Annotated in this window: 23 protein-coding genes; 15 read left to right on the top strand and 8 right to left on the bottom strand. The window is 69.5% G+C overall.

All coding sequences use genetic code 11. From position 1 onward, the window contains the following. Positions 1-84 precede the first annotated feature (84 nt). From radC to ACTJIL_RS15765, 6 genes are all read left to right on the top strand, one after another. Positions 85-759 (top strand): RadC family protein, encoded by a 675-nt coding sequence (gene radC, locus ACTJIL_RS15790; RefSeq protein WP_440756558.1) that lies wholly within the window; start codon positions 85-87, stop codon positions 757-759. 172 nt (positions 760-931) lie between these two features. Continuing rightward, the gene (gene argS / locus ACTJIL_RS15785) at positions 932-2,620 is read left to right on the top strand and encodes an arginine--tRNA ligase (protein ID WP_440756557.1); all 1,689 of its coding nucleotides are present in this window, start codon (positions 932-934) and stop codon (positions 2,618-2,620) included. After that, the gene (locus ACTJIL_RS15780) at positions 2,621-3,394 is read left to right on the top strand and encodes an SPOR domain-containing protein (protein ID WP_440756556.1); all 774 of its coding nucleotides are present in this window, start codon (positions 2,621-2,623) and stop codon (positions 3,392-3,394) included. A gap of 109 nt (positions 3,395-3,503) precedes the next feature. Then, the gene (locus ACTJIL_RS15775; protein WP_440756555.1) at positions 3,504-3,902 is read left to right on the top strand and encodes a hypothetical protein; all 399 of its coding nucleotides are present in this window, start codon (positions 3,504-3,506) and stop codon (positions 3,900-3,902) included. 50 nt (positions 3,903-3,952) lie between these two features. Continuing rightward, the gene (locus tag ACTJIL_RS15770; RefSeq protein WP_440756554.1) at positions 3,953-4,513 is read left to right on the top strand and encodes a methyltransferase family protein; all 561 of its coding nucleotides are present in this window, start codon (positions 3,953-3,955) and stop codon (positions 4,511-4,513) included. Positions 4,514-4,549: 36 nt separating this feature from the next. Continuing rightward, positions 4,550-5,302, top strand: a complete 753-nt coding sequence (locus tag ACTJIL_RS15765) for an SDR family NAD(P)-dependent oxidoreductase (RefSeq protein ID WP_440756553.1) — start codon at positions 4,550-4,552, stop codon at positions 5,300-5,302. Positions 5,303-5,385: 83 nt separating this feature from the next. Here the strand turns inward: ACTJIL_RS15765 and speA are convergent, their stop codons facing one another. Further along, positions 5,386-7,275 carry an arginine decarboxylase gene (gene speA / locus ACTJIL_RS15760; protein WP_440756552.1) on the bottom strand — a complete coding sequence of 630 codons (1,890 nt, stop codon included), beginning with the start codon at positions 7,273-7,275 and terminating at the stop codon, positions 5,386-5,388. A 113-nt stretch (positions 7,276-7,388) separates the two neighbouring features. Here speA and speE point away from each other — a divergent pair, with 113 nt between their 5' ends. Further along, positions 7,389-8,252 (top strand): polyamine aminopropyltransferase, encoded by an 864-nt coding sequence (speE, locus tag ACTJIL_RS15755; protein ID WP_440756551.1) that lies wholly within the window; start codon positions 7,389-7,391, stop codon positions 8,250-8,252. 393 nt (positions 8,253-8,645) lie between these two features. Continuing rightward, positions 8,646-9,302, top strand: coding sequence for an RIO1 family regulatory kinase/ATPase domain-containing protein (locus tag ACTJIL_RS15750; RefSeq protein WP_440756550.1), 657 nt, complete (start codon positions 8,646-8,648; stop codon positions 9,300-9,302). Positions 9,303-9,313: 11 nt separating this feature from the next. On the opposite strand, the gene ACTJIL_RS15745 is transcribed toward ACTJIL_RS15750, so the two are convergent. Further along, positions 9,314-9,652, bottom strand: coding sequence for a P-II family nitrogen regulator (locus tag ACTJIL_RS15745; RefSeq protein ID WP_440756648.1), 339 nt, complete (start codon positions 9,650-9,652; stop codon positions 9,314-9,316). 169 nt (positions 9,653-9,821) lie between these two features. Here ACTJIL_RS15745 and ubiK point away from each other — a divergent pair, with 169 nt between their 5' ends. Together ubiK and ACTJIL_RS15735 are read left to right on the top strand one after the other, a co-directional pair. Next, positions 9,822-10,094, top strand: a complete 273-nt coding sequence (ubiK, locus tag ACTJIL_RS15740) for a ubiquinone biosynthesis accessory factor UbiK (RefSeq protein ID WP_440756549.1) — start codon at positions 9,822-9,824, stop codon at positions 10,092-10,094. A 10-nt stretch (positions 10,095-10,104) separates the two neighbouring features. Continuing rightward, on the top strand, positions 10,105-11,619 hold the full coding sequence (locus tag ACTJIL_RS15735) for a YifB family Mg chelatase-like AAA ATPase (RefSeq protein ID WP_440756548.1): 1,515 nt from the start codon (positions 10,105-10,107) through the stop codon (positions 11,617-11,619). Positions 11,620-11,948: 329 nt separating this feature from the next. On the opposite strand, the gene ACTJIL_RS15730 is transcribed toward ACTJIL_RS15735, so the two are convergent. From ACTJIL_RS15730 to aceB, 4 genes are all read right to left on the bottom strand, one after another. Continuing rightward, the gene (locus tag ACTJIL_RS15730; protein ID WP_440756547.1) at positions 11,949-12,404 is read right to left on the bottom strand and encodes a hypothetical protein; all 456 of its coding nucleotides are present in this window, start codon (positions 12,402-12,404) and stop codon (positions 11,949-11,951) included. A gap of 48 nt (positions 12,405-12,452) precedes the next feature. Then, positions 12,453-13,652 carry a polymorphic toxin type 44 domain-containing protein gene (locus tag ACTJIL_RS15725; RefSeq protein ID WP_440756546.1) on the bottom strand — a complete coding sequence of 400 codons (1,200 nt, stop codon included), beginning with the start codon at positions 13,650-13,652 and terminating at the stop codon, positions 12,453-12,455. 198 nt (positions 13,653-13,850) lie between these two features. Next, positions 13,851-15,143 carry an isocitrate lyase gene (gene aceA / locus ACTJIL_RS15720; RefSeq protein WP_440756647.1) on the bottom strand — a complete coding sequence of 431 codons (1,293 nt, stop codon included), beginning with the start codon at positions 15,141-15,143 and terminating at the stop codon, positions 13,851-13,853. Positions 15,144-15,301: 158 nt separating this feature from the next. Then, positions 15,302-16,921 carry a malate synthase A gene (gene aceB / locus ACTJIL_RS15715; protein ID WP_440756545.1) on the bottom strand — a complete coding sequence of 540 codons (1,620 nt, stop codon included), beginning with the start codon at positions 16,919-16,921 and terminating at the stop codon, positions 15,302-15,304. A 109-nt stretch (positions 16,922-17,030) separates the two neighbouring features. Here aceB and ACTJIL_RS15710 point away from each other — a divergent pair, with 109 nt between their 5' ends. Next, positions 17,031-17,996, top strand: coding sequence for a LysR family transcriptional regulator (locus ACTJIL_RS15710; RefSeq protein ID WP_440756544.1), 966 nt, complete (start codon positions 17,031-17,033; stop codon positions 17,994-17,996). A 110-nt stretch (positions 17,997-18,106) separates the two neighbouring features. On the opposite strand, the gene ACTJIL_RS15705 is transcribed toward ACTJIL_RS15710, so the two are convergent. Further along, on the bottom strand, positions 18,107-18,997 hold the full coding sequence (locus ACTJIL_RS15705) for a DUF2268 domain-containing putative Zn-dependent protease (protein ID WP_440756543.1): 891 nt from the start codon (positions 18,995-18,997) through the stop codon (positions 18,107-18,109). Between the two features lie 187 nt (positions 18,998-19,184). Next, the gene (locus tag ACTJIL_RS15700) at positions 19,185-20,243 is read right to left on the bottom strand and encodes a LysR substrate-binding domain-containing protein (protein ID WP_440756542.1); all 1,059 of its coding nucleotides are present in this window, start codon (positions 20,241-20,243) and stop codon (positions 19,185-19,187) included. A gap of 125 nt (positions 20,244-20,368) precedes the next feature. Here ACTJIL_RS15700 and ACTJIL_RS15695 point away from each other — a divergent pair, with 125 nt between their 5' ends. The 4 genes from ACTJIL_RS15695 to ACTJIL_RS15680 all read left to right on the top strand — a co-directional run bounded on the left by ACTJIL_RS15695 (position 20,369) and on the right by ACTJIL_RS15680 (position 26,242). Next, a complete protein-coding gene (locus ACTJIL_RS15695; RefSeq protein ID WP_440756541.1) occupies positions 20,369-20,626 on the top strand; it encodes a hypothetical protein in 258 nt (85 codons plus the stop codon). Further along, complete coding sequence (locus ACTJIL_RS15690) at positions 20,623-21,570, top strand: SDR family NAD(P)-dependent oxidoreductase (RefSeq protein ID WP_440756540.1); 948 nt, start codon at positions 20,623-20,625, stop codon at positions 21,568-21,570. The genes ACTJIL_RS15695 and ACTJIL_RS15690 overlap by 4 nt, the downstream gene beginning before the upstream one ends. 125 nt (positions 21,571-21,695) lie before the next feature. Then, a complete protein-coding gene (locus ACTJIL_RS15685; protein WP_440756646.1) occupies positions 21,696-22,829 on the top strand; it encodes an efflux RND transporter periplasmic adaptor subunit in 1,134 nt (377 codons plus the stop codon). A gap of 239 nt (positions 22,830-23,068) precedes the next feature. Next, the gene (locus tag ACTJIL_RS15680; RefSeq protein ID WP_440756539.1) at positions 23,069-26,242 is read left to right on the top strand and encodes an efflux RND transporter permease subunit; all 3,174 of its coding nucleotides are present in this window, start codon (positions 23,069-23,071) and stop codon (positions 26,240-26,242) included. Positions 26,243-26,299 lie beyond the last annotated feature (57 nt).

Raw genomic sequence — 26,299 nt, 5'->3', positions numbered from 1 at the left:
CGCCACCGACTGCAGCGGATCGCGCTTCTCCCCTGGAGCGAGCCGCGGCAGTCGGCGGCGAACCCCCTGCGCAAGGAGCCCCCCATGCACATCCGCGACTGGCCCGCCGGCGAACGCCCCCGCGAGAAGCTGCTCAAGCGCGGCGCGGTGGTGCTGTCGGACGCCGAACTGCTGGCGATCTTCCTCGGCTCCGGCCTGCGCGGGCTGGATGCGGTGGCCACCGCCCGCCAGCTGCTGGCCGAACATGGCCCGCTGCGCCGGTTGCTGGAACACAGCCCCGCAGACCTGGCGAAGCTGCCCGGCCTGGGGCCGGCGCGCGCCTGCCAGCTGTCGGCGGCGTTGGAACTGTGCAACCGCTACCTCGCCGCCGGGCTCGAACGCGGCGACGCGCTGACCGACCCGGCCGCCGCCGGCCGCTACTTCGCCCAGCGCCTGCGCGGCCATCCCAGCGAGATCTTCGCCGCCCTGTTCCTCGACACCCGCCACCGCGCGCTGGCATTCGAGGAGCTGTTCCGCGGCACCGTCGACGGCGCCGAGGTGCATCCGCGCGAAGTCGTGCGCCGTGCGCTGGCCCACAACGCCGCGGCGATCATCGTCGGCCACAACCACCCCAGCGGCAGCGCCGAGCCCAGCGCCGCCGACCGCGCGGTCACCACCCGGCTCAAGCAGTCGCTGGCGCTGGTGGACGTGCGGCTGCTGGACCACTTCGTGATCGGCGACGGCGCGCCGGTCTCGCTGGCCGCGCGCGGCTGGGTGTGAACGGCGCGCGGCGTCACCGTCTGGTTCACGGATGAAGCACGGAAACGTGCGGCACAAGGACGTGCCACCTCCGCTTTCCATGCACCCGTTTCCATGCACCCGCCCCGGCCACGCGGGCCTTCATCGCGCTCACGTACAATGCGGGGCCATTGAAACGCGACACCCCGTCCCCGTGAAATCCCAGCTCCGCGCCCTGATTGCCCAGGGCATCGATGCCCTCCGCGCCGCCGGAACCCTGCCCGCCGATCTCGCCGTGCCCGACTTCGTGGTCGAACGCCCGAAGGATCGCAGCCACGGCGACTTCTCGACCAACGCCGCGATGCTGTTGGCCAAGCCGGCCCGAAGCAATCCGCGGGCGCTGGCGCAGGCCCTGGTCGACGCGCTGCCGCTCAACGACGACATCGCCGCGGTCGAGATCGCCGGCCCGGGCTTCCTGAACTTCCGTCTCACCGCCGGCGCCTGGCAGCGCCAGCTGCGCGCGCTGCACGCCCAGGGCCACGCCTACGGCCGCAACGACAGCGGCCGGGGCCGCACCGCAGGCGTCGAATACGTCTCGGCCAACCCGACCGGCCCGCTGCACGTCGGCCACGGCCGCGCCGCGGTGATCGGCGACTGCATCGCGCGCGTGCTCGACGCCAACGGCTGGGACGTGAGGCGCGAGTTCTACTACAACGACGCCGGCGTGCAGATCGAGAACCTCGCGAAATCCGTGCAGGCGCGCGCCAAGGGCCTGACGCCGGACGACGCCGGCTGGCCCGAGGACGGCTACCGCGGCGACTACATCGCCGACGTCGCCCGCGCCTTCCTCGACCGCGCCAGCGTCGAGGTCGAGGGCCACGTCGTCTCCGGCACCGGCGATGCCGACGACCTCGACGCGATCCGCCGCTTCGCCGTGGCCTGGCTGCGCAACGAGCAGAACGGCGACCTGGCCGCGTTCGGCGTGTCCTTCGACGTGTACTTCCTCGAGTCGTCGCTGTACGCCGACGGCAAGGTCGAGGAAACGGTGCGCGAGCTGGTCGCCCACGGCCACACCTACGAGGACGGCGGCGCGCTGTGGCTGCGCACCACCGATTTCGGTGACGACAAGGACCGCGTGATGCGCAAGTCCGACGGCACCTACACGTACTTCGTGCCGGACATCGCCTATCACCTCTCCAAATGGCAGCGCGGCTACGAGCGCGCGATCACCGAGCTGGGCGCCGACCACCACGGCTCGCTGGCGCGGGTGAAGGCCGGCCTGCAGGCGCTCGATGCCGGGATCCCCGCCGGCTACCCGGAATACGTGCTGCACCAGATGGTCACGGTGATGCGCGGCGGCGAGGAGGTGAAGCTGTCCAAGCGCGCCGGCAGCTACCTGACCCTGCGCGACCTGATCGAGGAAGCCGGGCGCGATGCCACGCGCTGGTTCCTGGTCGCACGCAGGCCGGATTCGCAGCTGGTGTTCGACATCGACCTGGCGCGCAGCCAGTCGCTCGACAACCCGGTCTACTACGTGCAGCTGTCGCATGCGCGCATCTGCGGCCTGCTGCGGCAGATGGACGAACGCGGCCTGGCGTTCGACCTCGACCACGGCCTGGCGCAGCCGCTCGATCCAGCCGACGCCGCGCAGCGCGACCTGCTCACCGACCTGGCGCGCTGGCCGGAGGTGGTGGCCGCCGCCGGCGAGCAGCTCGAACCGCACCTGGTGACGACCTACCTGCTCGAACTGGCGCAGGCGTTCCAGACGTACTACAACGACCACCAGTTCCTGGTCGACGACGCCGGCGTGCGCGATGCGCGCCTGGCGCTGGCCCTGGCGGTACGCCAGGTGCTGGCCAACGGCCTCGAACTCATTGGCGTACACGCCCCGGAGAAAATGTAAGTGGCAGCAAGACGCGGCAAGTCGCAGGCGCGACGCAACTCGGGCAATACCGGCGGACTGCCGGGCTGGGCCTGGCTGATCCTCGGCATCGTGATCGCGCTGCTGGCGATGCTGGCCCTGCCGCGGGTGTTCAAGTCCGACGGCAACGACGGCTTCATCCTGCCGCGCCCGAACCCGGACGCGCAGCCGTCCGCGTCCAGCAACGCCGGCGACGACGCCGACCTGCCGGCGCCGGTCGCCGACGCGCCGAAGGCCGGCGCGAAGGGCGCCGACGACCGGGGCACCGACGAGGAGAGGCAATACGACTTCTACACCGTGCTGCCGGGGCAGGAAGTGGCGATGTCCGACGCCGAACTCGCCGCCAGCGCGCGCGCCGAAGCGGCACGCAAGCAGCAGCTCGCGCAGCAACAGCAGGCCGCGGCCGCTGCAGCCGCGTCGTCCGAAGACGCCGCCACGCCGGCATCGGCCGCGACAACGCCGGCCGCGGCCGCGCCCGTGCCATCGGCCCCGGCAGCGCCGGTGGCGACGAACACGGACAACCAGGCGCCCTACATCCTCCAGGCGGGCGCCTTCGGTGCGTCCGGCGACGCCGAGGCGGTCAAGGCCCGGATCGCCCTGCTCGGCCTGAACGCCCGCGTCGAGTCGGCGTCGATCAACGGCAAGACCGTCTACCGCGTGCGCATGGGCCCCTACGGCACCGCCACCGAACTGGCCGCGGCCAAGAACAAGCTCGCCAACGGCGGCCTGCCGGCGATGGCGATCAAGGTGAAGTAGGGCCGGGATTCGGGGTTTCCCCGAGCGATCCGCGACCGCCGTCAAACTGCGGTCGCGGCGGTTGAGAAGTCCCTGCGGCATGATGCTTTCCCAGAGGGAGAGCGCCGCCATGCCAATCGAAGCCGCACTGATCAAGCCCGTCGTCGACGCCCTGATGGGGCTGTTCAAGCAGGGCGAGAACCTGCGCTTGAAGCACAATGCCGAAGCCGCGCTGCGCGAGGCGATCCGCGAGCTGCTGCTCGCCAGCCCCGACGACAACAAGGCCGAGGCGCGCATCGCGATCGCCAAGGCCGCCGGGATCCTCTCCGAGGACGTGGTGCTGGCCGAGGACATGCTGAAGAAGCATCGCGCCACCAAGGCGCGCACCAGCGGCAAGGCGGCGACCGGACGCAAGCGCAAGCCCGCGGCCGCGAAGACCGACCAGCCCGCGCCTGCGAAGAAGGCCGCGAAGACGGCAACGAAGACCGCGGCGAAAAAGACCACGAACAAGGCGGTGAAGAAGGCCTGATCGCCACCCGCTGGCGCCACGGTTGCACTCCGCGCAGAATCGCCGGGCCGATGGACAAGCTCTTTCCCGCCGCGTGCCTGCTCTGGATTGCCAGCGAGATCTGGATCGGCTGGCGCCGGCGTTCGGGCGACGCCCTGCGCACGCGCGACGCCGGCACCCTGCGCCTGCTGCTGGTGGCGATCTGCGCCAGCGTCGCGCTCGCGGCCTGGTTCGATGCCCTCGACGTGGCGCGCTTCCCGGTCCACCTGCGTGCGCCGTCTTGGTGGGCCGGCATCGCGATGATGCTGGCCGGCATGCCGCTGCGCTGGTGGTCGATCCACGTCCTGGCGCGGCATTTCACCGTCGATGTCGCGATCCGCCCGGACCACGAACTGGTCCGCCGCGGCCCGTATCGCCGCCTGCGCCACCCGTCGTACACCGGCTCGCTGCTGACCTTCTTCGGCTTCGCCCTGTGCCTGGGCAACTGGCTGTCGTTGGCGGCGATGCTGCCGGTCGTCCTCGCTTTCCTGTGGCGCATCCACATCGAGGAAGGCGTGCTGCGCGAAGCGTTCCCGGAGCGCTGGCCGGCGTATGCGAGCGGGACGAAACGGTTGGTTCCGTACGTCTGGTAATCGGCTCCTACGCGGCCGCAGGCTTAGAATCGACGGATGACCAAGACCCTCCTCGTCACCGGCGCGAGCGCCGGCTTCGGTGCCGCCATCGTCGAACGTTTCGCCGGCGCCGGCTGGCGCATCGTCGCCACCGGCCGCCGCGCCGAACGCCTGCAGCAGCTGGTTGAGCGCTTCGGCGCCGACGTCGTGCATCCGGCCGCCTTCGACATCCGCGACGCCGACGCGATGCAGGCCGCGCTCGACGCGATCCCGGCGCCGTTCCGCGACATCGACGTGCTGGTCAACAACGCCGGCCTCGCACTCGGCACCGCCCCGGCGCAGCGCGCGGACCTGGCCCAGTGGCGGCAGATGATCGACACCAACGTCACCGCGCTGGCGACGATGACCCACGCCCTGCTGCCGACGCTGATCGCGCGCCGCGGGGCGATCTTCAACATCAGCTCCATCGCCGGCAGCTATGCCTACCCCGGCGGCAACGTCTACGGCGCCACCAAGGCCTTCGTCACCCAGTTCTCGCTCAACCTGCGCTCGGACCTGCACGGCACCGGCGTGCGCGTGACCTCGATCGAACCGGGGCTGGCCGAAACCGAGTTCACCCTGGTGCGCACCGGCGGCGACCAGTCCGCTTCCGATGCGTTGTATGCCGGCGCGCAGCCGATCACCGCCGGCGACATCGCCGAATCGGTGTGGTGGATCGCCAACCTGCCGCCGCACCTGAACATCAACCGCTTCGAGGTGATGCCGGTGAGCCAGTCGCTGGCGGGGCTGCAGATCCACCGCGGCGCCTAGAACCGGGCGGAATCCTGTAGGAGCGGCGGAAGCCGCGAGCTTGGGCTTCGCGGCTTCCGCGCTCCTACACAAGCGCAAGGCGGCTACGCCAGCGGCGTGTCGTCCAGGTACGTGTAACCGGTCAGCCCGGCTTCCAGCGCGTCGTTCAAACGCTGCGCCTCGTCGGCCGCCAGGTTCGCGGCGGCGACCTTGTCGCGATACGTCCGGCGCAGGTCGTCGATCTGGTAGCCGACGTAATCGAGCATCACGTCGGTGGTGTCGCCGCGACGCTGCTGGGCGATCGTGTAGCCGTCGCCGTCGACCTTGACCTCGATCGCGTCGGTGTCGCCGAACAGGTTGTGGATGTCGCCGAGGATCTCCTGGTAGGCGCCGACCAGGAAGAAACCGAGGCGATAGCTCTCGCCGTGGCGCAGTTCGTGCAGCGGCAGCGAGGTGTCGAGGTCCTCGTTCTCGACGTAGGTGTCGATCTTGCCGTCCGAGTCGCAGGTCAGGTCGGCGATGATGCCGCGGCGGGTCGGCGCCTCGTCGAGGCGCTCGATCGGCACGATCGGGAACACCTGGTCGATCGCCCACACGTCCGGCATCGATTCGAACACGCTGAAGTTGACGAAGTACTTGTCGACCAGCCGTTCGCTGAGCTCGTCGAGCAGCGGCCGGTGGCTCTTCTCGCGGTAGGTCAGGCGCGCATTCACCGCGTGGGCGATGGCGTAGAACAGGTCGTCGATGCGCGCGCGGTGGACCAGGTCGAGCTGGCCGAGCGCGTACAGCGACAATCCCTCGGCGTGGAAGTGCTGCGCTTCCTGGTACAGCTCCACCGCGGGCCGTTCGTCGAGCTCGGCGTGGATGCCGCGCAGGTGGCGGATCACCATCGGCTCGTCGTCGTGCTCGTCGGGCACGCGGCCTTCCGGCGCGGCCTCGACTTCGGAGACGTTGGCCACCAGCACCGCGTGGTGCGCGGTCATCGCGCGTCCGCATTCGGTGACGATGCGCGGCGCCGGCAGGTCGTTGGCGGCGCAGGCGTCGGCCAGCGGCTGGACGATGTTGGAGGCGTACTGGGCGATGCCGTAGTTGACCGAGTTGTAGCTGCGCGAACGCGTGCCCTCGTAGTCGATGCCGAGGCCGCCGCCGACGTCGACGTAGTCGATCACCGCGCCCAGCTGCGACAGCTCGACGAAGTAGCGCGACGCCTCGCGCATGCCGCGGGCGATGTCGCGCACGTTGGAGATCTGCGAGCCCATGTGGAAGTGCAGCAGCTTCAGCGCACCGCCCATGCCGGCGTCGCGCAGCGACTTCCACAGGTCCAGCAGCTGCCGCGGGCTGAGGCCGAACTTGGCCTTGTCGCCGCCGGAGTTCTGCCACTTGCCCGCGCCCAGCGACGCCAGCCGCATGCGCACGCCGAGGATCGGTTCCACGCCCAGCGCCTTGGCTTCCTCCATCACCAGCCGCAGCTCGGACGGCTTCTCGACCACGATGAAGGTGTTCATCCCCAGCTTGCGCCCGATCAGCGCCAGGCGGATGTATTCGCGGTCCTTGTAGCCGTTGCAGATGATCAGCCCGCCCGGGCGCGACAGCGCCAGCACCGCCATCAGCTCCGGCTTGCTGCCGGCTTCCAGGCCGAAGCCCTCGCCCGCGTGCGCGGCCAGCGTGCCGGCGACGCCGCGGTGCTGGTTGACCTTGATCGGATACACCGCGGTGTAACCGCCGGCGTAGTCCCAGTCGGCCTTCGCCTGCGCGAATGCGTCCTGCAGCATGCGCAGGCGGTCGCCAAGCACGTCGGGAAAGCGCACCAGCATCGGCAGGTTGGCGCCCTGCGCCAGTGCCTGGTCGATGACCTCGGGCAGGGCGATCGTCGGGCCGCCCGCGCCGCGTGGCCGCACCACGACCCGGCCACCGTCGTCGACGTCGAAATAGCCGGCCGCCCAGTGCGGGATCGAATAGGTCTTGCGGGCCTGGTCGGGTGACCACGCGGTCATGGCAGCAATCCGGGAAATCCAGCGGGACGCGCATTCTAGCGTCCGTTGGTGCAGGGACCGTCATCGGCCTTCGCTACAATCCACGCCTCACGATGTCGACCGAGCGATCCGCCATGACCGAGCCCACCTGGATGTACGAGAACTTCGAGCCCGCCGGCTCGGCGATCGGTTACCGCATCACCCGCAAGCTCGACGAGGTGCAGTCGCCGTTCCAGAAGATCGAGATCTTCGAATCGACCGACTGGGGCAACCTGATGCTGATCGACGGCGCGATGATGCTGACCACGCGCGACAACTTCCTCTACCACGAGATGATGTCGCACCCGGCGCTGTTCACCCACGCCGGACCGAAGCAGGTGGTGATCATCGGCGGCGGCGACTGCGGCACCCTGCGCGAAGTGCTGCGGCACCCGGGCGTGGAGCGGGCGGTGCAGTGCGACATCGACGAACAGGTCACGCGCATGGCGGAGAAGTATTTCCCCGAGCTGTGCGAATCCAACGACGACCCGCGCGCGCAGCTGCTGTTCGACGACGGCATCGCCTACATGGCCAACTGCGCGCCCGGCAGCCTCGACATCGTCATCGTCGACTCCACCGATCCGGTCGGCCCGGCCGAGGGCCTGTTCAACAAGGCCTTCTACGACAGCTGCTTCCGCGCGCTGAAGGATGACGGCATCCTGGTGCAGCAGTCGGAATCGCCGCTGGTGCTGCTGGATCTCATCAAGGAAATGCGCGGCGAAATGCGCAAGGCCGGGTTCACCACGTTCCAGACCCTGCCGTTCCCGCAGCCGTGCTACCCGACCGGCTGGTGGAGCTGCACGCTGGCGCGCAAGCATGCCGATCCGAAGCGGGGTGGCTTCGATTTCCGCGAAGCCGACGCCCGCGGCAAGGCCTTCGCCACGAAGTACTACAGCGCCGACATCCACAAGGGCGCGGCGACGCTGCCGCCGTTCGTCGCCGAGGCGCTGGGCGAATAAGCCACGCTCGTCGGGAGCATTGCAGCCCTGACGAAGCAACACTGCTAGGCCGCATCCGGGATCACGAGCCGTTCCGGGTCCGCCGCGCCTGAACGGGCGACGCCCGTCGGATAGCTCGCGGCGGCCGGCCGGCGCCTGCTGGTCGGCTCTTGCCAGCCTGGCACGGCAGGAAATTCCCCAAACCCCGTTGCGACCCGCACCACGGCGTGCAAACCGCCGCCGGATTGGTGCGCGCAGGGAAACGCTGTGTGGCACGCGCAGATGTCGGAAAGATGTCGGAACGGCGTTATTATTTATTGAACCGACCGGTACAGCATGTTCCGGCGGCGCCCCCGAACCCTAAGAGCGACGTGCAACGCGCCCCCCCGACGACGGCGTTGCGCAGATCCATCGATGACGACCCGCCCCTGCCCCTTCTCCATCCCGGCCGCGCCCGATGCCCGTGCACGCGTCCTCAAGCGCGGCACCCGCTTCCTCGAACCCGACGTCTATGTCGCCCGACTGGGCACGCGCCAGGCCGTGTTCAAGGATTACCGGCGCTATCGCCGGACCCCGCTGTCGCCGCTGGCGCGCCTGCTGGTCCGGCGCGAAGCCAGGATCCTCGAACGCCTCTCCGGCTGGGGCTACGCGCCCGCGCTGCTCGGCACGATCGGCGGCCTGGTGCTGGGGATGGAGTTCATCGACGGCCAGGTGCTCGGCCGCGACGTGGCGATGACGTCGGACGAGGTCTTCCGGCGCCTCAAGTCCGCGATCGCCACGCTGCACGCGGCCGGCATCGCGCACAACGACCTGCACGGCTCCAACATCCTGGTCAGCGGCGGGATCCCGCGGGTGGTCGATTTCGCCTCGGCGCTGCCGATGCCCGCCTGGCTGGCGCGCAGTCCGCTCGGGCGACAACTGCGCCGCAGCGACCTGGCCAACGTGGTGAAGCTGCAGTCGCGCCTGACCGGCACGCCGCCCTCGCCTGCCGAAGCGGTGGTGCTGGCCGAGCCACGCTGGGTGCGTGCGATCCGCGGGGCGTGGAAGCGCCTGTATCGCGGGAAGGCCTGACCGACGTCGGGCTACAGCGCGTCGCCGTCCAGCTCGCCGGTGCGGATCCGCACCACCCGTTCCAGGTCCCAGACGAACACCTTGCCGTCGCCGATCTTGCCGGTGCCCGCGGCCTTCATCACCGCCTCGACCACGGCGTCGGCCTGGTCGTCGGTCACCGCGACCTCGAGCTTGATCTTGGGCAGGAAGTCGACCACGTACTCGGCGCCGCGGTAGAGCTCGGTGTGGCCCTTCTGGCGGCCGAAGCCCTTGACCTCGGTGACCGTGATCCCGGCGACGCCGGCGTCGGAGAGCGCTTCGCGCACGTCGTCGAGCTTGAACGGCTTGATGATCGCCATCACCATTTTCATCGATTGCATTTCCCCGCTGCGGATGCGGCCAGCATAGCGCGGGCGTGCCGCAGTGGCGGCCGCGGTGGCGGCTGTGTCAGGCTTTTCCTACCCCACGTCGCGCCTTGCACCGATGGCGCCGGCACGGCTACCGCGACAAGCTGGGCCGACCCCAAGAGGAGCCATCCCCATGATCGATCTCAACCACATCGACGACCTTGCCCGCCGCCTCAGCAGCCTGGTGCCGCCGTCGATGCGCGAAGGCCGCGAGGAACTGCAGCAGAACTTCAAGGCGGTGCTGCAGTCGGGCCTGGCGCGGCTGGACCTGGTGACACGCGAGGAGTTCGACGTGCAGCGCGCGGTGCTGCTGCGCACGCGCGAGAAGCTCGACGCGCTGGAGCGGCAGGTGCAGGCGCTCGAGGCGCAGCTGGCCGCATCGCCGCTGCCGCCGCAAGCGCACTGAGGCCCGCGCCATGTCGCTTGCGCTCGTGCACGGACGTGCGCGCGCAGGAGTCCACGCGCCGGAAGTCCGGATCGAGGTCTACCTGGCCGGCGGCCTGCCGCGGATGAACATGGTCGGGCTGCCGGAAGCGGCGGTGCGCGAGTCGCGCGACCGCGTGCGCGCGGCGATCCGCTGCGCGCAGTTCGAATTCCCGCAGCGCGCGATCACCATCAACCTGGCGCCGGCCGACCTGCCCAAGGACGGCGGCCGCTTCGACCTGCCGATCGCGCTGGGCATCCTCGCCGCCAGCGGCCAGGTGCCGCTGCAGGCGCTGGCGCAGTGGGAATTCCTCGGCGAACTCGCCCTGACCGGTGAGCTGCGCGCGGTCGACGGCGTGTTGCCGGCAGCGCTGGCTGCGGCGCGCGCCGGCCGGCGGCTGGTGGTGCCGGTGGCCAACGGCGCCGAGGCCGCGCTCGCCCAGGATCTGGAAGTACGCACGGCGCGCACGCTGCTGGAAGTCTGCGCGATGCTCGGCGACAGCCGCGAGCTGCCGCTGGCGGTCGCACCGCCCGCGGTGTGCGCCGATGGCCCCGACATGCGCGACGTGCGCGGCCAGCTGCATGCACGGCGCGCGCTGGAGATCGCTGCCGCCGGCGGCCACCATATCCTGCTCGTCGGCCCGCCCGGCTGCGGCAAGACCCTGCTGGCCTCGCGCCTGCCCGGCCTGCTGCCGGAGGCCGGCGAGGCCGAAGCGCTGGAAACCGCCGCGATCGCCTCGGTCAGCGGCCGCGGCCTGGATCCCGCGCGCTGGCGCGAGCGTCCGTACCGTTCTCCGCACCACACCGCCAGCGCGGTGGCCCTGGTCGGCGGCGGCGCCGAGCCGCGCCCGGGCGAGATCTCGCTCGCGCACCACGGCGTGCTGTTCCTCGACGAATTGCCCGAATGGGACCGCCGCGCGCTGGAGGTGCTGCGCGAGCCGCTGGAGTCGGGCGTGGTGACGATCTCGCGCGCGGCGCGGCAGAGCGAGTTCCCGGCGCGCTTCCAGCTGGTGGCCGCGATGAATCCCTGTCCCTGCGGCTGGGCCGGCGACGTATCCGGGCGCTGCCGCTGCAGCCCGGATGCGATCCGGCGCTATCGCGGCCGCATCTCCGGGCCGCTGCTGGACCGCATCGACCTGCACGTCGACGTGCCGCGCCTGCCTCCGGCCGAACTGCGGCCGGATGCGCCGGAAGGCGAGTGCAGCGCGGACATCCGCGTCCGCGTCGAAGCCGCGCGGCAAAGACAGCTGCAGCGCGCCGGCCAGGCCAACGCCCGCCTCGGCCAGGCCGCCACCATGGCCGCCTGCCGCCTGTCCGATGGCGACCAGCAGCTGCTCGAACGCGCGATCGACGCCCTGCAGCTGTCGGCGCGCGCCATGCACCGCATCCTGCGCGTGGCGCGCACCATCGCCGACCTCGACGGCAGCGAACACATCGCCACCACGCACCTGACCGAGGCGCTGGGCTATCGCGGGCTGGACCGCGGCCTTGCGGCGCATGCGGCCTGAGCAGGCTTCGGCATCGCACGGCCCACGCATTTCGCCCCGGGCGAAGGTCGGGATCGCTGCGCTCTTGATCGTCATTCCCGCGGCTTTCAACGGACGCTTGCGTGGTCGCGCGGGAATCCGGCGTCCTTGATTTCAAACGCTCGAGGTCGCTGGATCCCCGCCTCCGCGGGGATGACGACGATTATCCAAGTCCTTCCCCAGGTGCCTGGAAACCGAAGACGCTGATGCGTCGTTGCGTTCGCACCACGCGCCCCTTCGTCATGCCGCGCGTCGCACTCGTCCCGCCCTTGCAGGAATGCCGATCGAGAAGTGGCACTTTCGAGCCTTCCTCAGCGGGCAGGCGCCATGCCGCCGGCGGGCGCCCCGGGATTCTCGATGCCGTCGCGCAGCACGACGGTGACGGCGTGGCCATCGACATCGAGCGTGCGCCCGGGCACTTCGATCGAACGCGCCTGCAGGTAACGCGCCTCCACCGTGCCCGCGTCGCGCCATTGCAGGTCAACGCCATACGCGCTGGCGTTGCGGGTCGCGCCATAGAGTTCGGCCGCAACCGGGCTGCCTTCCCACGCGCCGTCGTGCGCCACCACATGGATGCGGTAGACGAACGACGCCGTGGCCCCCGGGTTGTGCTCGGTCAGCACCGCATCGACTTCGCCATCGGGCGAAGCGACCCGTGCCACTTCCACGTCAGCGCCCCGCTGCGACGTGCCGCAGCCAGCCAGGCACGCCAGCGCCAGCGCGACGAGCAGCAACGCATGGCGCCAGGTACGCGCCATCGATCGCATGGAATGCATGTGCCTCGCTTGCCATCAGTGAGTGGATGCCGGTGTCACTCAATCCGACCAGACCCTGTACAGGCCCGAATTGTAGTACTCGTACCCTTCCTTGATCTGCTGCTGGTCGCGCGGATCGTCGCCATAGGAACCGCCGATGTCGATCGGGTTGCCCCACTCGTCCTTCGACGTACCCGCCTGCTCCTGGGCGAAGCCGGCGGCGCGCAGCGCGACATCCTCGGGGATGCCCATCGCCGCTGCGACCACGCCGTAGTGGAAGTTGCCGAAGTTCTCGTACTGCGCGCCCTGCTGCTTGAAGTCCCATTCGGCGCCGCCCTTGACCTGGTTGTAGAACCACGGCAGGTCCTGCGGGAACCCGTGCTGCTGGGCCTGCGCGATGTTGTCGTCCATCGACACGCCCGGCGGCGCGGCGGGCGTATCCACCAGCCCGGCGGCGGTCGCCTCGTCGCGGGTCAGCACCTGGCCCATCGCCTGGGCGACGCCGTCGACGAACGATTCCGCGCCGAACATCCCGACGTTGTCGCCCTGCATCGTCTTGAGCTGCGGCATCGCCGCTTCGAACACCGCCGTGCGCGTGGCCAGGTCGGTGCCCTCGGCCGCCTCGAGGATGCCGGTGAGCGCGGACGGATCGTAGCTGGTGGTTCCCGCGGTCCTGCCGGAGAAATCGGCGATGTAGCGGCGGCCCATGGCCACCGACATCACGTCCTGCAGCTGGTCCTGGCTGAGCGAGCCGACGGCCTGCTCGAACGCGGCCGGGTCGCCGTCGAGGCTGGCCAGGATCTTGCCGATCGCCGCCGTCTCCGCGTTGCCCCAGTTGCCCTGGGTCGCGCTGTACTCGCCGTCGATGCTGCCCTTGGTCGCCTCGATGAAGCCGGTCTTGGCCTCGATGCTGCCGTGGCTGGCGACGGCGTCGGCGAGCGCGCTGCGCCCGCCCGGGCTGCCGTCGAAGGCCTTCACGAAGCGCGCCATCTGGGTCGCGTCCATGCCTTCGGCCAGCTTGTTGAACACGTCGGCGCGCTCGCTCGCGCTCAACGAACCGCTCAGCCCGTCGATCTCCTGGGTCCAGTTCTTGATGTCGTCATCGCTGAGCTTGCTGATGAACTCGTTGCGCTCCTGCGGCGACAGGCCGTTGATCGCGCCGGTGATGTCGTCCAGGTCGCCCTTGCTGACGTCCCAGTCGAAGATGCCCTGCTCCAGGCGGTCCTTGGTGAGGCTTACCGCGGAATCGACGCTGCCCATCTGTTGAACTCCAACGTTGCAATGGGCAAAGCGTATTGGCGCATTCCTGCGCAGGCACTTTGGGGCAAACCCTAGTCGTGCACGTGTCGCCGGCATGCCGTGCAATCCGGCAACGCGTTGGCGCGCGCCTCGCGGGATCGGCGCGCATTGATGCGACGCCGATCCCACATTCGTCCGTGCGCGCGTGTTGCCTGGCGTTCAGGCTGCGCGGGTCGTGAACTGCGCTTCCTCGGTCGAGCCCTTCAGCGCCACCGTCGACGACTGCGCGCCCTGGATGGCCTGGGTGACGGCGTCGAAGTAGCCGGTGCCGACTTCGCGCTGGTGCTTGACCGCAGTGAAGCCCTTGTCGGCGGCGGCGAACTCGGCTTCCTGCAGCTCCACGAACGCGCTCATCTGTCGCCGCGCATAGCCGTGGGCGAGATTGAACATCGAGTAGTTGAGCGCGTGGAAGCCGGCCAGGGTGATGAACTGGAACTTGTAGCCGTAGGACGCGATTTCCTTCTGGAACTTCGCGATCGTGGCGTCATCGAGGTTGGCCTTCCAGTTGAAGCTCGGCGAGCAGTTGTAGGCCAGCAGCTTGCCGGGATACTTCGCGTGGATCGCCTCGGCGAACTTCCTTGCGAACGCCAGGTCCGGCTTGCCGGTCTCGCACCACACCAGGTCGGCAAACGGCGCGTACGCCAGGCCGCGGCTGATCGCCTGGTCCAGGCCGTTGTGTGTTTTGTAGAAGCCTTCGGGCGTGCGTTCGCCGGTGCAGAACGGCTTGTCGTTGTCGTCGACGTCCGAGGTCAGCAGGTCGGCGGCTTCGGCGTCGGTGCGGGCGACGATCAGCGTCGGCACGCCCATCACGTCGGCGGCCAGGCGCGCGGCGGTGAGCTTCTCGACCGCCTCGCGGGTGGGCACCAGCACCTTGCCGCCCATGTGGCCGCACTTCTTCACCGACGCCAGCTGGTCCTCGAAGTGCACGCCGGCGGCGCCGGCCTCGATCATCGCCTTCATCAACTCGAACGCGTTGAGCACGCCGCCGAAACCGGCCTCGGCGTCGGCGACGATCGGCTGCAGGAAATCGATGCCGTCGCCCTTGCCTTCGGCGTTCTGGACCTGGTCGGCGCGCAGCAGGGTGTTGTTGATGCGCTTGACCACCGCCGGCACCGAGTCGGCCGGGTACAGCGACTGGTCGGGATACATCTGCCCGGCGAGGTTGGCATCGGCGGCCACCTGCCAGCCGGACAGGTAGATCGCCTTCAGCCCGGCCTTGACCTGCTGCATCGCCTGGTTGCCGGTGAGCGCGCCCAGCGCGTTGACGAAGTCTTCGGTCTGCAGCGACTTCCACAGTTTCTCGGCGCCGAGCTTGGCCAGCGAATGCTCGATGTGCACGGTGCCGCGCAGGCGCACCACGTCCTGCGCGGAATAGTTGCGGGTGATGCCCTTCCAGCGCGGGTTGTTGCACCAGTCGAGGTTGAGCTGCTCGGCGGTTTGCAGGTTTTGCATCTTCATGGCGTCGATCCTCGGGGGCTTTGAAGCCCTCCCCTTCAAGGGGAGGGTTGGGAGGGGATGGGTTTGACGGCGGGGATTCGGCATTCCGGTGGCGGTGGGGGAACCCATCCCCACCCCGGCCCTCCCCTTGAAGGGGAGGGGGAAAATCTCGGTCAGGGCAGTCGTTCGTAGGCAGGCAGCGTCAGGAAGTCCTGCAGCACGTCGGCATGGGTCAGGCGGTCGAGCACGCCGATCGCCTCGCTGACCCGGCTGCCGCCGGGGAGCTTGCTGCGGTCGCCGAGCCGCGCCGGCAGGTTGAGCAGGGCGCGTTCGAGCAGCGAGAAATCCACCGCGGTGCTGTCGTCCAGGTGCAGGCCATCGCTGTGCAGCCACTGCCACAGCTGCGCGCGCGCGATCTCGGCGGTGGCCGCGTCCTCCATCAGGTGGTGGATCGGCACGCAGCCGTTGCCGTCGAGCCAGGCGGCGAGGTAGCGCACGCAGACCTCGACGTTGCCGTCGAAGCCGGCGCGGCTGATCGTGCCCTTCGACGGCGCGAGCAGGTCGGCGGCCGTCACCTGCACGTCGTCGCGGGCGACATCCTGCTGGTGCGGGCCGGGCATGTGCGCGTCGAACACCTCGCGCGCGATCGGGATCAGCGCCGGATGCGCCACCCAGGTGCCGTCGTGGCCGGCCTCGGCCTCGCGCAGCTTGTCGGCGCGCACCTTGGCCATCGCTGCATCGTTGGCGACCGCGGCACCGGCAGCATTCCCGCTGATGGGAATCTGCGCCGCCATCCCGCCCATCGCATGCGCGCCGCGACGGTGGCAGGTCTGGATCAGCAGTTCCGAATACGCCTTGAGGAACGGCTGGGTCATCGTCACCTGCGCGCGCTCGGGCAGCACCCGGTCGCGGTGCGCGCGCAGGGTCTTGATGTAGGAAAAGATGTAGTCCCAGCGGCCGCAGTTGAGGCCGGCGATGCGCCCGCGCAGCGCGTGCAGGATCTCGTCCATCTCGAACGCCGCCGGCAGCGTCTCGATCAGCACGGTCACCTTCATCTGCCCGCGCGGCAGGCCCAGCTGCCGCTCGACGTGCGCCAGCACGTCGTCCCACAGCGCGGCCTCTTCCATCGACTGCAGCTTGGGCAGGTAGAAGTACGGGCCGCGGTCCTTGCGCGCGAGCGCGGCGGCGTTGTGGAACGCGAACAGGCCGAGGTCGAACAGGCTCGCCGACATGCGTTCGCCGTCGACCAGCACGTGCTTCTCGTCCAGGTGCCAGCCGCGCGGGCGGACGATCAGCACCGCCTGCTGTTCGAACGGCTTGAGCGCGTAGGCCTTGCCGTTGCCTGCATTGAACGCGAGCGTGCCTGCGACCGCTTCGCGCAGCGCGCGCTGGCCTTCGACCAGGTTGGCCCAGGTCGGCGCGGTCGAGTCCTCGAAGTCGGCCATGTAGCAGTTGGCGCCGGAGTTGAGCGCGTTGATCACCATCTTCGGGTCAACCGGCCCGGTGATCTCGACGCGGCGGTCGAGCAGGGCGCGCGGGATCGGCGCCACGCGCCAGTCACCGTCGCGGATGGCGCGGGTGTCGGCGCGGAAGTCGGGCAGGCCGCCGCCGTCGAAGACCGCCTGGCGCTCGCGGCGCGCGGCCAGCAGTTGGCGGCGGCGCGACTCGAAGCGGCCGTGCAGGTCGGCCAGGAAGGCCAGCGCCGGCGGCGTCAGCAGTGCATCCTGGCCTTCGGCGCGGGCGGCGACCTCGATGCCGGTCGTGGCGGACGGGTCGCTGAGGACTGCGGACATGGCGGGTTCCTGTGGAGCGTGGGGAACCCGACCATCCGCTTGGGTACTGTATTTGACAACACAGTTTTTTCAATGCTAATCATTAGTTCTACTAATACTTGGTTTGGAAATGGCGGAAACACGCGCTTCAACGCCGCGCTTCGCCTACAAGGGCGACCGGCTCAAGCCCCTGCGCGCCTTCTGCCAGACCGCCCGGCTGGGCTCGGTCTCGCGCGCGGCCGAGGCCCTGTTCGTCAGCCAGCCGGCGGTGACCCAGCAGCTGCAGGCGCTGGAGCGGGAGCTGGGGGTGCGGCTGTTCGAGCGCAGCGGCCGGCGCCTGATCCCCACCCGCGAGGGCGAAACGCTGTACGAACTGGCGCGGCCGCTGGTCGAAGGCATCGATGGCCTGAATGGCACCTTCCACGAGCAGCTGCGCGGCCTGGATGCCGGCGAACTGCATGTCGCCGCGGGCAGCTCCACGATCCTCTACCTGCTGCCGAAGATCGTCGAAGCCTTCCGCGCCGCACAGCCGGACGTGCGCCTGATCCTGCACAACGTCACCGGTGCCGGCGGCCTGGACCTGCTGCGCTCGGACGAGGCGGACCTGGCGGTCGGCTCGATGCTCGACGTGCCGGCCGACCTCGACTACGCGCCGGTCTACCGCTTCGACCCGATGCTGATCACCCCGCCCGAGCACCCGCTGGCCGGCAAGCGCCAGCTGGCGCTCGAAGACCTCTCGCCCTACGGCCTGATCCTGCCGCCCAGGCGCCTGACCACCTACCGCCTGGTCGACCTGGTGTTCCAGCAGAACCGGGTGCCGTACACGGTGGCGCTGGAAGTCGGCGGCTGGGAGGTGATCAAGCAGTACGTGGCGATGGACCTGGGGATCAGCATCGTTACCTCGATCTGCCTGACCGACGCCGACCGCGAACGCCTCGCCGCGCGCTCGCTGGCGCGTTACTTCCCGCAGCGCAGCTACGGCGTGGTGATGCGCAAGGGCAAGTACCTGTCGCCGCAGGCGCGCGCGTTCGTCGACCTGATCAAGCCGGACCTGTTCACCCGCGAGCACGACGCGAGCGGGCATTCGGCGCGGTAGCGGGCCCGGATCCGTGCTCCGGTGGGAGCGGCATGACCGATGAAGTCCCTCGGAAAACCATCGCGGCCATGGCCGCTCCCGCGGGTTTACGCAGGTATTTCCGGGTCGCGCTAGTCGAACTCGATGCCCGGGTACCAGCCGCTTTTTTCGAGGAAGGCCTTGGGGTCTTCCATTTCCATGATGTCGCGCAATGCCTGGCGCTTGTCGGGCGCGTTCCGGTAATACGCCTTGGCGATCCGGTAGCCCACCCAGTAGCCGAGGTCGCCGGGGGCGTCGGGGGTGGTGTTGTAGGCCCAGTCGGACAGGTCGTTCTTGTCGATGTCCGCGGCGAAGCGGGTTTCGATCTCCAGTTCGCGCCCGGCCGCGGCGGCGGCATTGCGCGAATAGGCGACCTTGCCGGCGGTGAGCTCGGCGACAAACTCGGCGATGCCTTCGATCAGCGAGATCTCGAGCACGGTGGGCGATGGCTTGTCGCTGATCGCATCCGCGTGGACCTGCTGCACGTGCGCGTACTCGTGGGCAAGGACGTAGACGATGCGATCCTCGACGTCCGGGTTGAGCCAGTCGATCGCGCACAGCGCCTCCAGGCCGACCTGGATGCCGGTGTCCGACGCGCCGATCGCCACCGGCTTGCCACGCCCGATGGCCACGGTGACCGGCGGAAAGCGCGCCTCGGGATACAGGCGCGCGAGCTCGCGCAGCGCGGCCTCCAGGCGTTCGCGGGCAGGCGGCAGGGCGGACAGGCAGCGCTTCGCGCCGGTGTACAGGGACGGATTCTTCGCCAGCGCGTCGGCGATCCGCTGGCCGGTGACGTTGCGCTCCCGCGCCAGCACCTGCAGCCCGTCCGAGCCCTGGTCGAGGTAGTCGCGCTGGAGCTGTTCGGCGGTCGGATGGCCGCCGGCCGCGTCGTAGACGCGATAGAACAGGTCGACGTCGGTGGTCTGCACGACCGGCCCGGCTGCCGCGGCACGCACCGGTGCGGGTACCGCGTCTGCAGCCATGGCGGCGGGCGGCGCTAACCACACGCAAAGCACGGCACCAATGCCCATCGAGCGGATTGCTTGCTTCATGAAGACCCTACCGGTGGATTGTGCGAAGGCATCCAGCGCCAGGGAAGCGCCGCGCGGATATTAGCCCTCCCCTTCAAGGGGAGGGGCTTCCCGCAGGTCGTCCCTGACCCCGCCGGAATTACACCAGCTCGACGTCCTCGTCGTCGCGCGCTTCCTCCGCCTTCGCGCTGCGCTTCGACGCACGCGCCAGCTCGGCGTTGACCGTGGTCGCGCTGTCGGCGGCCTTCTTCGCCGCGATGCAGCGCGCGCGCGCGTCCGGGCACAGCACCTGCATGTAGTCCGAGTCGAAACTCAGGCGCTCGACCAGGAAATCGACGAAGGCGCGGATCTTGGGCGATGTCACCTGGCCGCGCGGGAACAGCGCGTTGAGCTCGTACTCCGGCCCGGTCCAGCCGGCGAGCACGCGGCGGATGTAGCCCTGTTCGGCATAGGCCTTGACCATGATGTCGCTGGCCAGCATCAGGCCCTCGCCGCACAGCAGCGCGCCGCGCACCGCGGCCGGGTCGTTGGCGACCATGATCGGCTCGATCGGATATTCCACCATGTTCTCGCCGTCGCTCAGCGGCCAGAAGTAGTGGTTGTTGCGGTGCATCTTCTGCATGCCCAGGGTGCGGTGGTGCTGCAGGTCGTCCGGGTGCAGCGGTTCGCCGTGGCGTTCGAGGTAGGCCGGGCTGGCGTAGACCTGGGTGCGCAGCACCGCGAGCTTGCGCGCGACCAGGTTGGAGTCGGGCAGGTTGCCCAGGCGCAGGGCGACGTCGATCTCCTTGTCGATCAAGTCGACCTGTTCGTTGGACAGCATCATCTCGACCCGCACCTCGGGATGGCGCGCGTGGAACTCGCCCAGCAGCGGCGCGATGCGTTCGATGCCCAGCGAATACGGCGCGGTGACGCGCAGCCAGCCGCGCGGACCGCCCTGCAGCTGGCCGACCGCGCTCTCGGCTTCGTCGAGTTCGCGTGCGATGCGCTGGCTGTGTTCGTAGTAGACGTTGCCCGCTTCGGTCAGACCGAGCTTGCGCGTGGTCCGGTGCAGCAACTGCGCGCCGAGGCGCGTTTCGAGTTCCTGCACCTTGCGGCTGACCGTGGTCTTGGGCAGGCGCAGGGTGCGGGCGGCGGCGATGAAACTGCCTTGCTCGACCACCTTGACGAAAACGAGGGTGTCGTTGAGATCGCGGGCCATGGGGGTGCTCCGACAGGTGCGTGGGCATTGGCCCAAGCGAGGGACAATTATTCCCCGATTCACCGGCTAATCAAGTGCCGGTTCGAGGCTTACCTTGTGCCGCATCCCGCCAAGCGAGCCCCGCCATGCGCCCCCCCGTCCGCCGTCGCCTGTTGCAGTCCAGCCTGGTCGCCTTCGCCCTGCTCGACCTGCTGCTGCTGGCTTCTTTCGTTTTCAATCAATGGTTTGAGGTCTCGTTCTGGGAGTCCATGGGGCTCGCTGCGCTGCTGGCGCTGCCGCTGACGATGCTGCTGTTGCCAGTGGTGGACGCGGTGCTGGCGGACCCCGACCGCGGCGAAAGGATGGGGTTTTCGGGAGACAAAATCCCGGGAGCGGGACAATGACCATTGTCCCGCGTCACAGTCTGGTGGTCCTGGGCGCGACCGGCGCCATCGGCGGCGCCGTGGTCGACGCCGCGTGCAAGGCCGGGCAGCCGGTGATCGCCATCGCCCGTGATGCCGGCGCGCTGTCGGCCTTGCGCGAGCGCCACCCCGACGCCGACATCACCCCCATCGACGCCTCGGTCGCCAGCGATGGCGAGGCCGCGTCGCTGGCGCAGCGGCTGCGCGACCTCGACCGGCCGCTGTCGGGCGTCGTTGCCGCGATCCGCGGCAGCATCGAGCGCGGGCGGCTGATCGACCAGCCGGAGGAATTCCTGCGCAGGCGCCTGGACGAAGACCTGCTGCCGCACCTGTTCGCCGCCCGCCACCTGCTGCCGCTGCTGGCCGGACACGGCCACGCCGGCTACGTGCTCATTGGCGGTCCCGGCGCCGAGCATCCGTGGGCCGGCTATGGCCATTACTCGATCGGCGCCGCGGCGCTGCGGATGCTCGCGCGGGTGCTGCACGACGAGGCCCGTGCGTTCCCGGTGCGGGTGCAGCTGTTGGCGATCGATTCGCCGGCGCGCACCGACGCCAATGCGCGCCACGCCTGCAACGCGTGGCCGAGCGCGGATTCGATCGCGCACCGGGCGCTGGAGATGCTCGACCCGCGCGAACGCCGGCCGGCACAGGCCGTGGTCAGTTACGCCGCCGCGCAGCCGCTGGGCTTCGACCCGTGGAGCGACGACCTCGACCACCCGGCGCCGCCCGCGCCACGCCATTCCGCACCCCTCCGCGCCTCGCATGTCGCGCCGCGGCGCGACCGTCCTCCTCTCCCGATGCCACCGCAAGAACCGGAACGCCAGCGCGACCTGCTGCCAGCACGCTGTCTGCAGGACGCGCGCACCCTGCTCGACCAGCTCGGTGGCCCCCATCCGAAATCCAACCAGGAAACCTCCCCCCGATGAAACGCCATCCCTCCCCCGCCCGCCGCTCTCCCGCCTTCCCGTCCGCAGTCCGTTCGGGCACCCCGGGCGGGCATTCCCGCCGCGCACCGGTGCGCACTTCGCTGGCGGTACTCGCACTCGCCTCGATGATCGCCGTGGCCGTTTCCGCCTGCGGCAGCAGCGAGGCCGCCCCAGGTGCCGGCATGCCGCCACCGCCCGAAGTCAGCGTCGCCACCGTGCTGAGCAAGCCCGTGCACCAGTGGGACACCTTCAACGGCCGCGTCACCGCGGTTGAAAGCGTCGAACTGCGGCCGCGCGTGAGCGGCTACGTGCAGCGCGTCGCGTTCAAGGAAGGCCAGGAGGTGAAGAAGGGCGACCTGCTGTTCGTGATCGACCCGCGCCCGTACCGCGCCGCGCTCGACCAGGCACAGGCGCAGCTGCAACGCGCCCGTGCCGAGGCAAAGCTGGCGCAGGCACAGGACACGCGCGCGCAGGCGCTGATCGAAGCGAAGGCGATCTCGCGCGAGGAGTTCGAGACCCGCAAGGCCGCCACCGCGCAGGGCGACGCCGGCGTGCGCGCCGCCGAGGCCGCGGTCGCGGCGGCCGCGCTCGACCTGCAGTTCACCCAGGTCCGCGCGCCGATCGACGGCCGCATCGGCCGCGCCATGATCACCGAAGGCAACCTCGCCCAGGCCGACGCCACGCTGCTGACCACGCTGGTCTCGCAGGACCCGATGTACGTGTACTTCGAGAGCGACGAGCAGACCTACCTGCGCTACGCCGACCTGGCGCGCAAGGGCGAGCGCACGCGTTCGAGCAACCCGGTGCGCATCGGCCTGGCCGACGAGCAGGGCTTCCCGCACGAAGGCACCGTGGACTTCGTCGACAACCAGGTCGACCCGGCCACCGGCACCATCCGCGCCCGCGCGGTCCTGCCCAACCCCGACCGCGTGCTCACCCCCGGCCTGTTCGCCCGCGTGCAGGTGCAGGGCAGCGGCGAGTTCAAGGCGATGCTGATCGACGACAAGGCCGTGCTCACCGACCAGGACCGCAAGTACGTCTACGTGCTCGGGCCGGACAACAAGGCGGTGCGCAAGGACGTGCAGCTGGGCCGGATGATCGACGGCCTGCGCGTGGTCGAATCCGGACTCGGCGCCAAGGACCAGGTGATCGTGCACGGCGTGCAGAAGGTGTTCATGCCGGGCATGCCGGTGGCGCCGAAGACCATCGCCATGGGTGCCGACGCGCCGGCACCGGAGCAACAGGTCGCGATGAAGTAGTCGCGACTTCACGCCGCGGACGCGCAGGCGCGAAGGCGCGCCTGCGCCGGTGACGCCCCCTCCCCCTCGTCGGGCAACGCCGGCCGCGGCAAAGGCCGCCGATCCTCCCCGTCTCTCTCCCCCTCCCCGGGGAGGATCGGCCAGGGCCGTTGATGCAACTCATGCCTGCCCCGCCACGTGCGGGGACGGCGCTCCATTCCCATCGCCGCGCGCCGGACGGCGCGCGCAAGGAACCGACCATGGACTTTTCCAGATTCTTCATCGACCGGCCGATCTTCGCCGCGGTGCTGTCGATCGTGATCTTCGCCGCCGGCCTGATCTCGATCCCGCTGCTGCCGATCGGCGAATACCCCGACGTGGTGCCGCCGTCGGTGGTGGTGCGCACCGTGTACCCGGGCGCCAACCCGAAGGTGATCGCCGAGACCGTGGCCACGCCGCTGGAGGAAGCGATCAACGGCGTCGAGGACATGATGTACACCAAGTCCGTCGCCGGCTCCGACGGCGTGTTGCAGATGACGGTGACCTTCCGTCCCGGCACCGATGCCGACGACGCCACCGTGCGCGTGCAGAACCGCGTCAGCCAGGCGCTGGCGCGGCTGCCCGAGGATGTGCGCCGGCAGGGCGTGACCACGCAGAAGCAGTCGCCCACCTTCCTGATGGTGGTGCACCTGACCTCGCCCAACGGCAAGTACGACACCCTGTACCTGCGCAACTACGCGCGCCTGCACGTCAAGGACGCGCTGTCGCGCATCACCGGCGTCGGCGACGCGCAGGTGTTCGGCGGCGGCGACTACGCGATGCGCGCCTGGCTCGACCCGGACAAGATCGCGTCGCGCGGCCTCACGGCAGGCGACGTGGTGCGCGCGATGCGCGAGCAGAACGTGCAGGTCTCGGCCGGCCAGCTCGGCGCCGAACCGATGCCCAGCAGCGACTTCCTCACCCTGATCAACGCACAGGGGCGCCTGCATACCGAACAGGAGTTCGGCAACATCGTGCTCAAGGCCGGCGACAACGGTGAAGTCGTGCGCCTGTCCGACGTCGCCCGGCTGGAACTGGGCGCCGGCGACTACACCCTGCGTTCCAAGCTCGACGGCAAGAACGCGGTCGGCATCGGCATCTTCCAGGCGCCGGGCGCCAATGCGCTCGAGATCCGCGATGCGGTGATCGAGACCATGGACGGGATGACGAAGACCTTCCCCGAAGGCATCAAGTACGAGGCCGTCTACGACACCACCATCTTCGTGCGCGACTCGATCAAGGCGGTGGTGACCACCTTGCTCGAAGCGGTGGTGCTGGTGGTGCTGGTGGTGATCCTGTTCCTCCAGACCTGGCGCGCGTCGATCATCCCGCTGATCGCGGTGCCGGTGTCGATCGTCGGCACGTTCGCCGCGCTGCACCTGCTCGGCTTCTCGATCAACACGCTAAGCCTGTTCGGGCTGGTGCTGGCGATCGGCATCGTGGTCGACGACGCGATCGTGGTGGTGGAGAACGTCGAGCGCAACATCGAGGAAGGACTGACGCCGCTCGCCGCCGCCCACCAGGCGATGCGCGAGGTGTCCGGGCCGATCATCGCGATCGCGCTGGTGCTGTGCGCGGTGTTCGTGCCGATGGCGTTCCTGTCGGGCGTCACCGGGCAGTTCTACAAGCAGTTCGCGGTGACCATCGCGATCTCGACGGTGATCTCGGCGATCAACTCGCTGACCCTGTCGCCGGCGCTGGCCGCGCGCCTGCTCAAGCCGCACGACGCGGCGAAGGACGCGCCAACGCGCCTGATCGACCGCCTGTTCGGCTGGGTCTTCCGCCCCTTCAACCGCTTCTTCAAGCGCAGCTCCGATGGCTACCAGGGCGTGGTCTCGCGCACGCTCGGCCGCCGCGGCGCAGTGTTCGTGGTCTACGCGGTGCTGCTGGCCTCCACCGGCCTGATGTTCAAGGCGGTGCCGGCGGGCTTCATTCCCACCCAGGACAAGCTGTACCTGATCGCCGGCGTGAAATTGCCGGAGGGATCGTCGATCGCGCGCACCGACGCCATGTTGTCGAAGGTGGCCGACATCGCGATGAACACCGAGGGCGTGGCGCACTCGATCGCGTTCCCGGGCCTCAACGCGCTGCAGTTCACCAATACGCCCAACACCGGCGTGGTGTTCCTGCCGCTGGAACCGGCCAACAAGCGCCACCGCAGCGCGGCCGAGATCAACGCCGAGATCAACCAGAAGATCGCCGGGCTGCAGGAAGGCTTCGCCTTCTCGCTGATGCCGCCGCCGATCCTCGGTCTGGGCAACGGCAACGGCTACCAGATGTTCATCGAGGACCGCGGCAATCTCGGCTACGGCGCGCTGCAGGACGCGGTGGCCGGCATGCAGGGCGCGATCTCGCAGACGCCCGGCATGGGCTTCCCGATCACCAGCTACCAGGCCAACGTGCCGCAGCTCGACGCGGAAGTGGACCGGGTCAAGGCCAAGGCGCAGGGCGTGCCGCTGACCGAGCTGTTCGACACCCTGCAGACCTATCTGGGTTCGGCCTACGTCAACGACTTCAACGAGTTCGGCCGTACCTGGCAGGTGATCGCGCAGGCCGACGCGCGCTTCCGCGACGACGTGCAGGACATCGGCAACCTGCGCACCCGCAATGACCGCGGCGAGATGGTGCCGATCGGCTCGATGGTGAAGATCCACCAGACCTACGGCCCCGACCCGGTGCTGCGCTACAACGGCTACCCGGCCGCGGACCTGGCCGGCGAAGCCGACCCGCGGGTGCTGTCGTCGGCGCAGGCGATGGGCACGCTGGAGCAACTGGCGTCGAAGGTGCTGCCCAACGGCATGCAGATCGAGTGGACCGACCTGAGCTACCAGCAGTCGACCCAGGGCAACGCGGCGCTGGTGGTGTTCCCGCTGGCGATCCTGCTCGCCTTCCTGGTGCTGGCCGCGCTGTACGAGAGCTGGACGCTGCCGCTGGCGGTGATCCTGATCGTGCCGATGTGCATGCTCTCCGCATTGCTGGGCGTGTGGCTGACCGGCGGCGACAACAACGTGTTCGTGCAGGTCGGTCTGGTGGTGCTGATGGGGCTGGCGTGCAAGAACGCGATCCTGATCGTGGAGTTCGCGCGCGAGCTCGAGATGCAGGGCAAGGGCATCGTGGAATCCGCGCTGGAAGCCTGCCGCCTGCGCCTGCGCCCGATCGTGATGACCTCGATCGCGTTCATCGCCGGCACCGTGCCGCTGGTGCTCTCGCACGGCGCCGGCGCGGAAGTGCGCTCGGCCACCGGAATCACCGTGTTCGCCGGGATGATCGGCGTGACCCTGTTCGGCCTGTTCCTGACCCCGGTGTTCTACGTCGCGCTGCGCAAGCTGGTGAAGCAGCCGCTCGTTCGCCACGACGCTGCGCCGGCGCACGCACCGCAGGTGCTGGATGCGTAGCGACCGCGCGCCACTGGGCGCAATCCAGGACAAGAAACAGATAGCGCCGCATGCGAC

Origin of the sequence: Luteimonas sp. 22616 (assembly GCF_052044325.1) — a bacterium.
Classification (GTDB): domain Bacteria; phylum Pseudomonadota; class Gammaproteobacteria; order Xanthomonadales; family Xanthomonadaceae; genus Luteimonas.
Note: the sequence above shows the minus strand (reverse complement) of the source record. Positions and strands in the feature narration are given on the sequence as shown.

Coding starts and splice junctions, on each gene's coding strand:
- ACTJIL_RS15775 (WP_440756555.1), top strand. CDS start 3,504: ATGCCAATCGAAGCCGCACTGATCAAGCCCGTCGTCGACGCCCTGATG.
- ACTJIL_RS15770 (WP_440756554.1), top strand. CDS start 3,953: ATGGACAAGCTCTTTCCCGCCGCGTGCCTGCTCTGGATTGCCAGCGAG.
- ACTJIL_RS15705 (WP_440756543.1), bottom strand. CDS start 18,997: ATGGCTGCAGACGCGGTACCCGCACCGGTGCGTGCCGCGGCAGCCGGG.
- ACTJIL_RS15690 (WP_440756540.1), top strand. CDS start 20,623: ATGACCATTGTCCCGCGTCACAGTCTGGTGGTCCTGGGCGCGACCGGC.
- ACTJIL_RS15680 (WP_440756539.1), top strand. CDS start 23,069: ATGGACTTTTCCAGATTCTTCATCGACCGGCCGATCTTCGCCGCGGTG.
- ACTJIL_RS15695 (WP_440756541.1), top strand. CDS start 20,369: ATGCGCCCCCCCGTCCGCCGTCGCCTGTTGCAGTCCAGCCTGGTCGCC.
- ACTJIL_RS15710 (WP_440756544.1), top strand. CDS start 17,031: ATGGCGGAAACACGCGCTTCAACGCCGCGCTTCGCCTACAAGGGCGAC.
- aceB (WP_440756545.1), bottom strand. CDS start 16,921: ATGTCCGCAGTCCTCAGCGACCCGTCCGCCACGACCGGCATCGAGGTC.
- ACTJIL_RS15735 (WP_440756548.1), top strand. CDS start 10,105: ATGTCGCTTGCGCTCGTGCACGGACGTGCGCGCGCAGGAGTCCACGCG.
- ACTJIL_RS15725 (WP_440756546.1), bottom strand. CDS start 13,652: ATGGGCAGCGTCGATTCCGCGGTAAGCCTCACCAAGGACCGCCTGGAG.
- aceA (WP_440756647.1), bottom strand. CDS start 15,143: ATGCAAAACCTGCAAACCGCCGAGCAGCTCAACCTCGACTGGTGCAAC.
- ACTJIL_RS15700 (WP_440756542.1), bottom strand. CDS start 20,243: ATGGCCCGCGATCTCAACGACACCCTCGTTTTCGTCAAGGTGGTCGAG.
- radC (WP_440756558.1), top strand. CDS start 85: ATGCACATCCGCGACTGGCCCGCCGGCGAACGCCCCCGCGAGAAGCTG.
- ACTJIL_RS15685 (WP_440756646.1), top strand. CDS start 21,696: ATGATCGCCGTGGCCGTTTCCGCCTGCGGCAGCAGCGAGGCCGCCCCA.
- ubiK (WP_440756549.1), top strand. CDS start 9,822: ATGATCGATCTCAACCACATCGACGACCTTGCCCGCCGCCTCAGCAGC.
- ACTJIL_RS15750 (WP_440756550.1), top strand. CDS start 8,646: ATGACGACCCGCCCCTGCCCCTTCTCCATCCCGGCCGCGCCCGATGCC.
- speE (WP_440756551.1), top strand. CDS start 7,389: ATGACCGAGCCCACCTGGATGTACGAGAACTTCGAGCCCGCCGGCTCG.
- ACTJIL_RS15730 (WP_440756547.1), bottom strand. CDS start 12,404: ATGCGATCGATGGCGCGTACCTGGCGCCATGCGTTGCTGCTCGTCGCG.
- speA (WP_440756552.1), bottom strand. CDS start 7,275: ATGACCGCGTGGTCACCCGACCAGGCCCGCAAGACCTATTCGATCCCG.
- ACTJIL_RS15765 (WP_440756553.1), top strand. CDS start 4,550: ATGACCAAGACCCTCCTCGTCACCGGCGCGAGCGCCGGCTTCGGTGCC.
- ACTJIL_RS15745 (WP_440756648.1), bottom strand. CDS start 9,652: ATGAAAATGGTGATGGCGATCATCAAGCCGTTCAAGCTCGACGACGTG.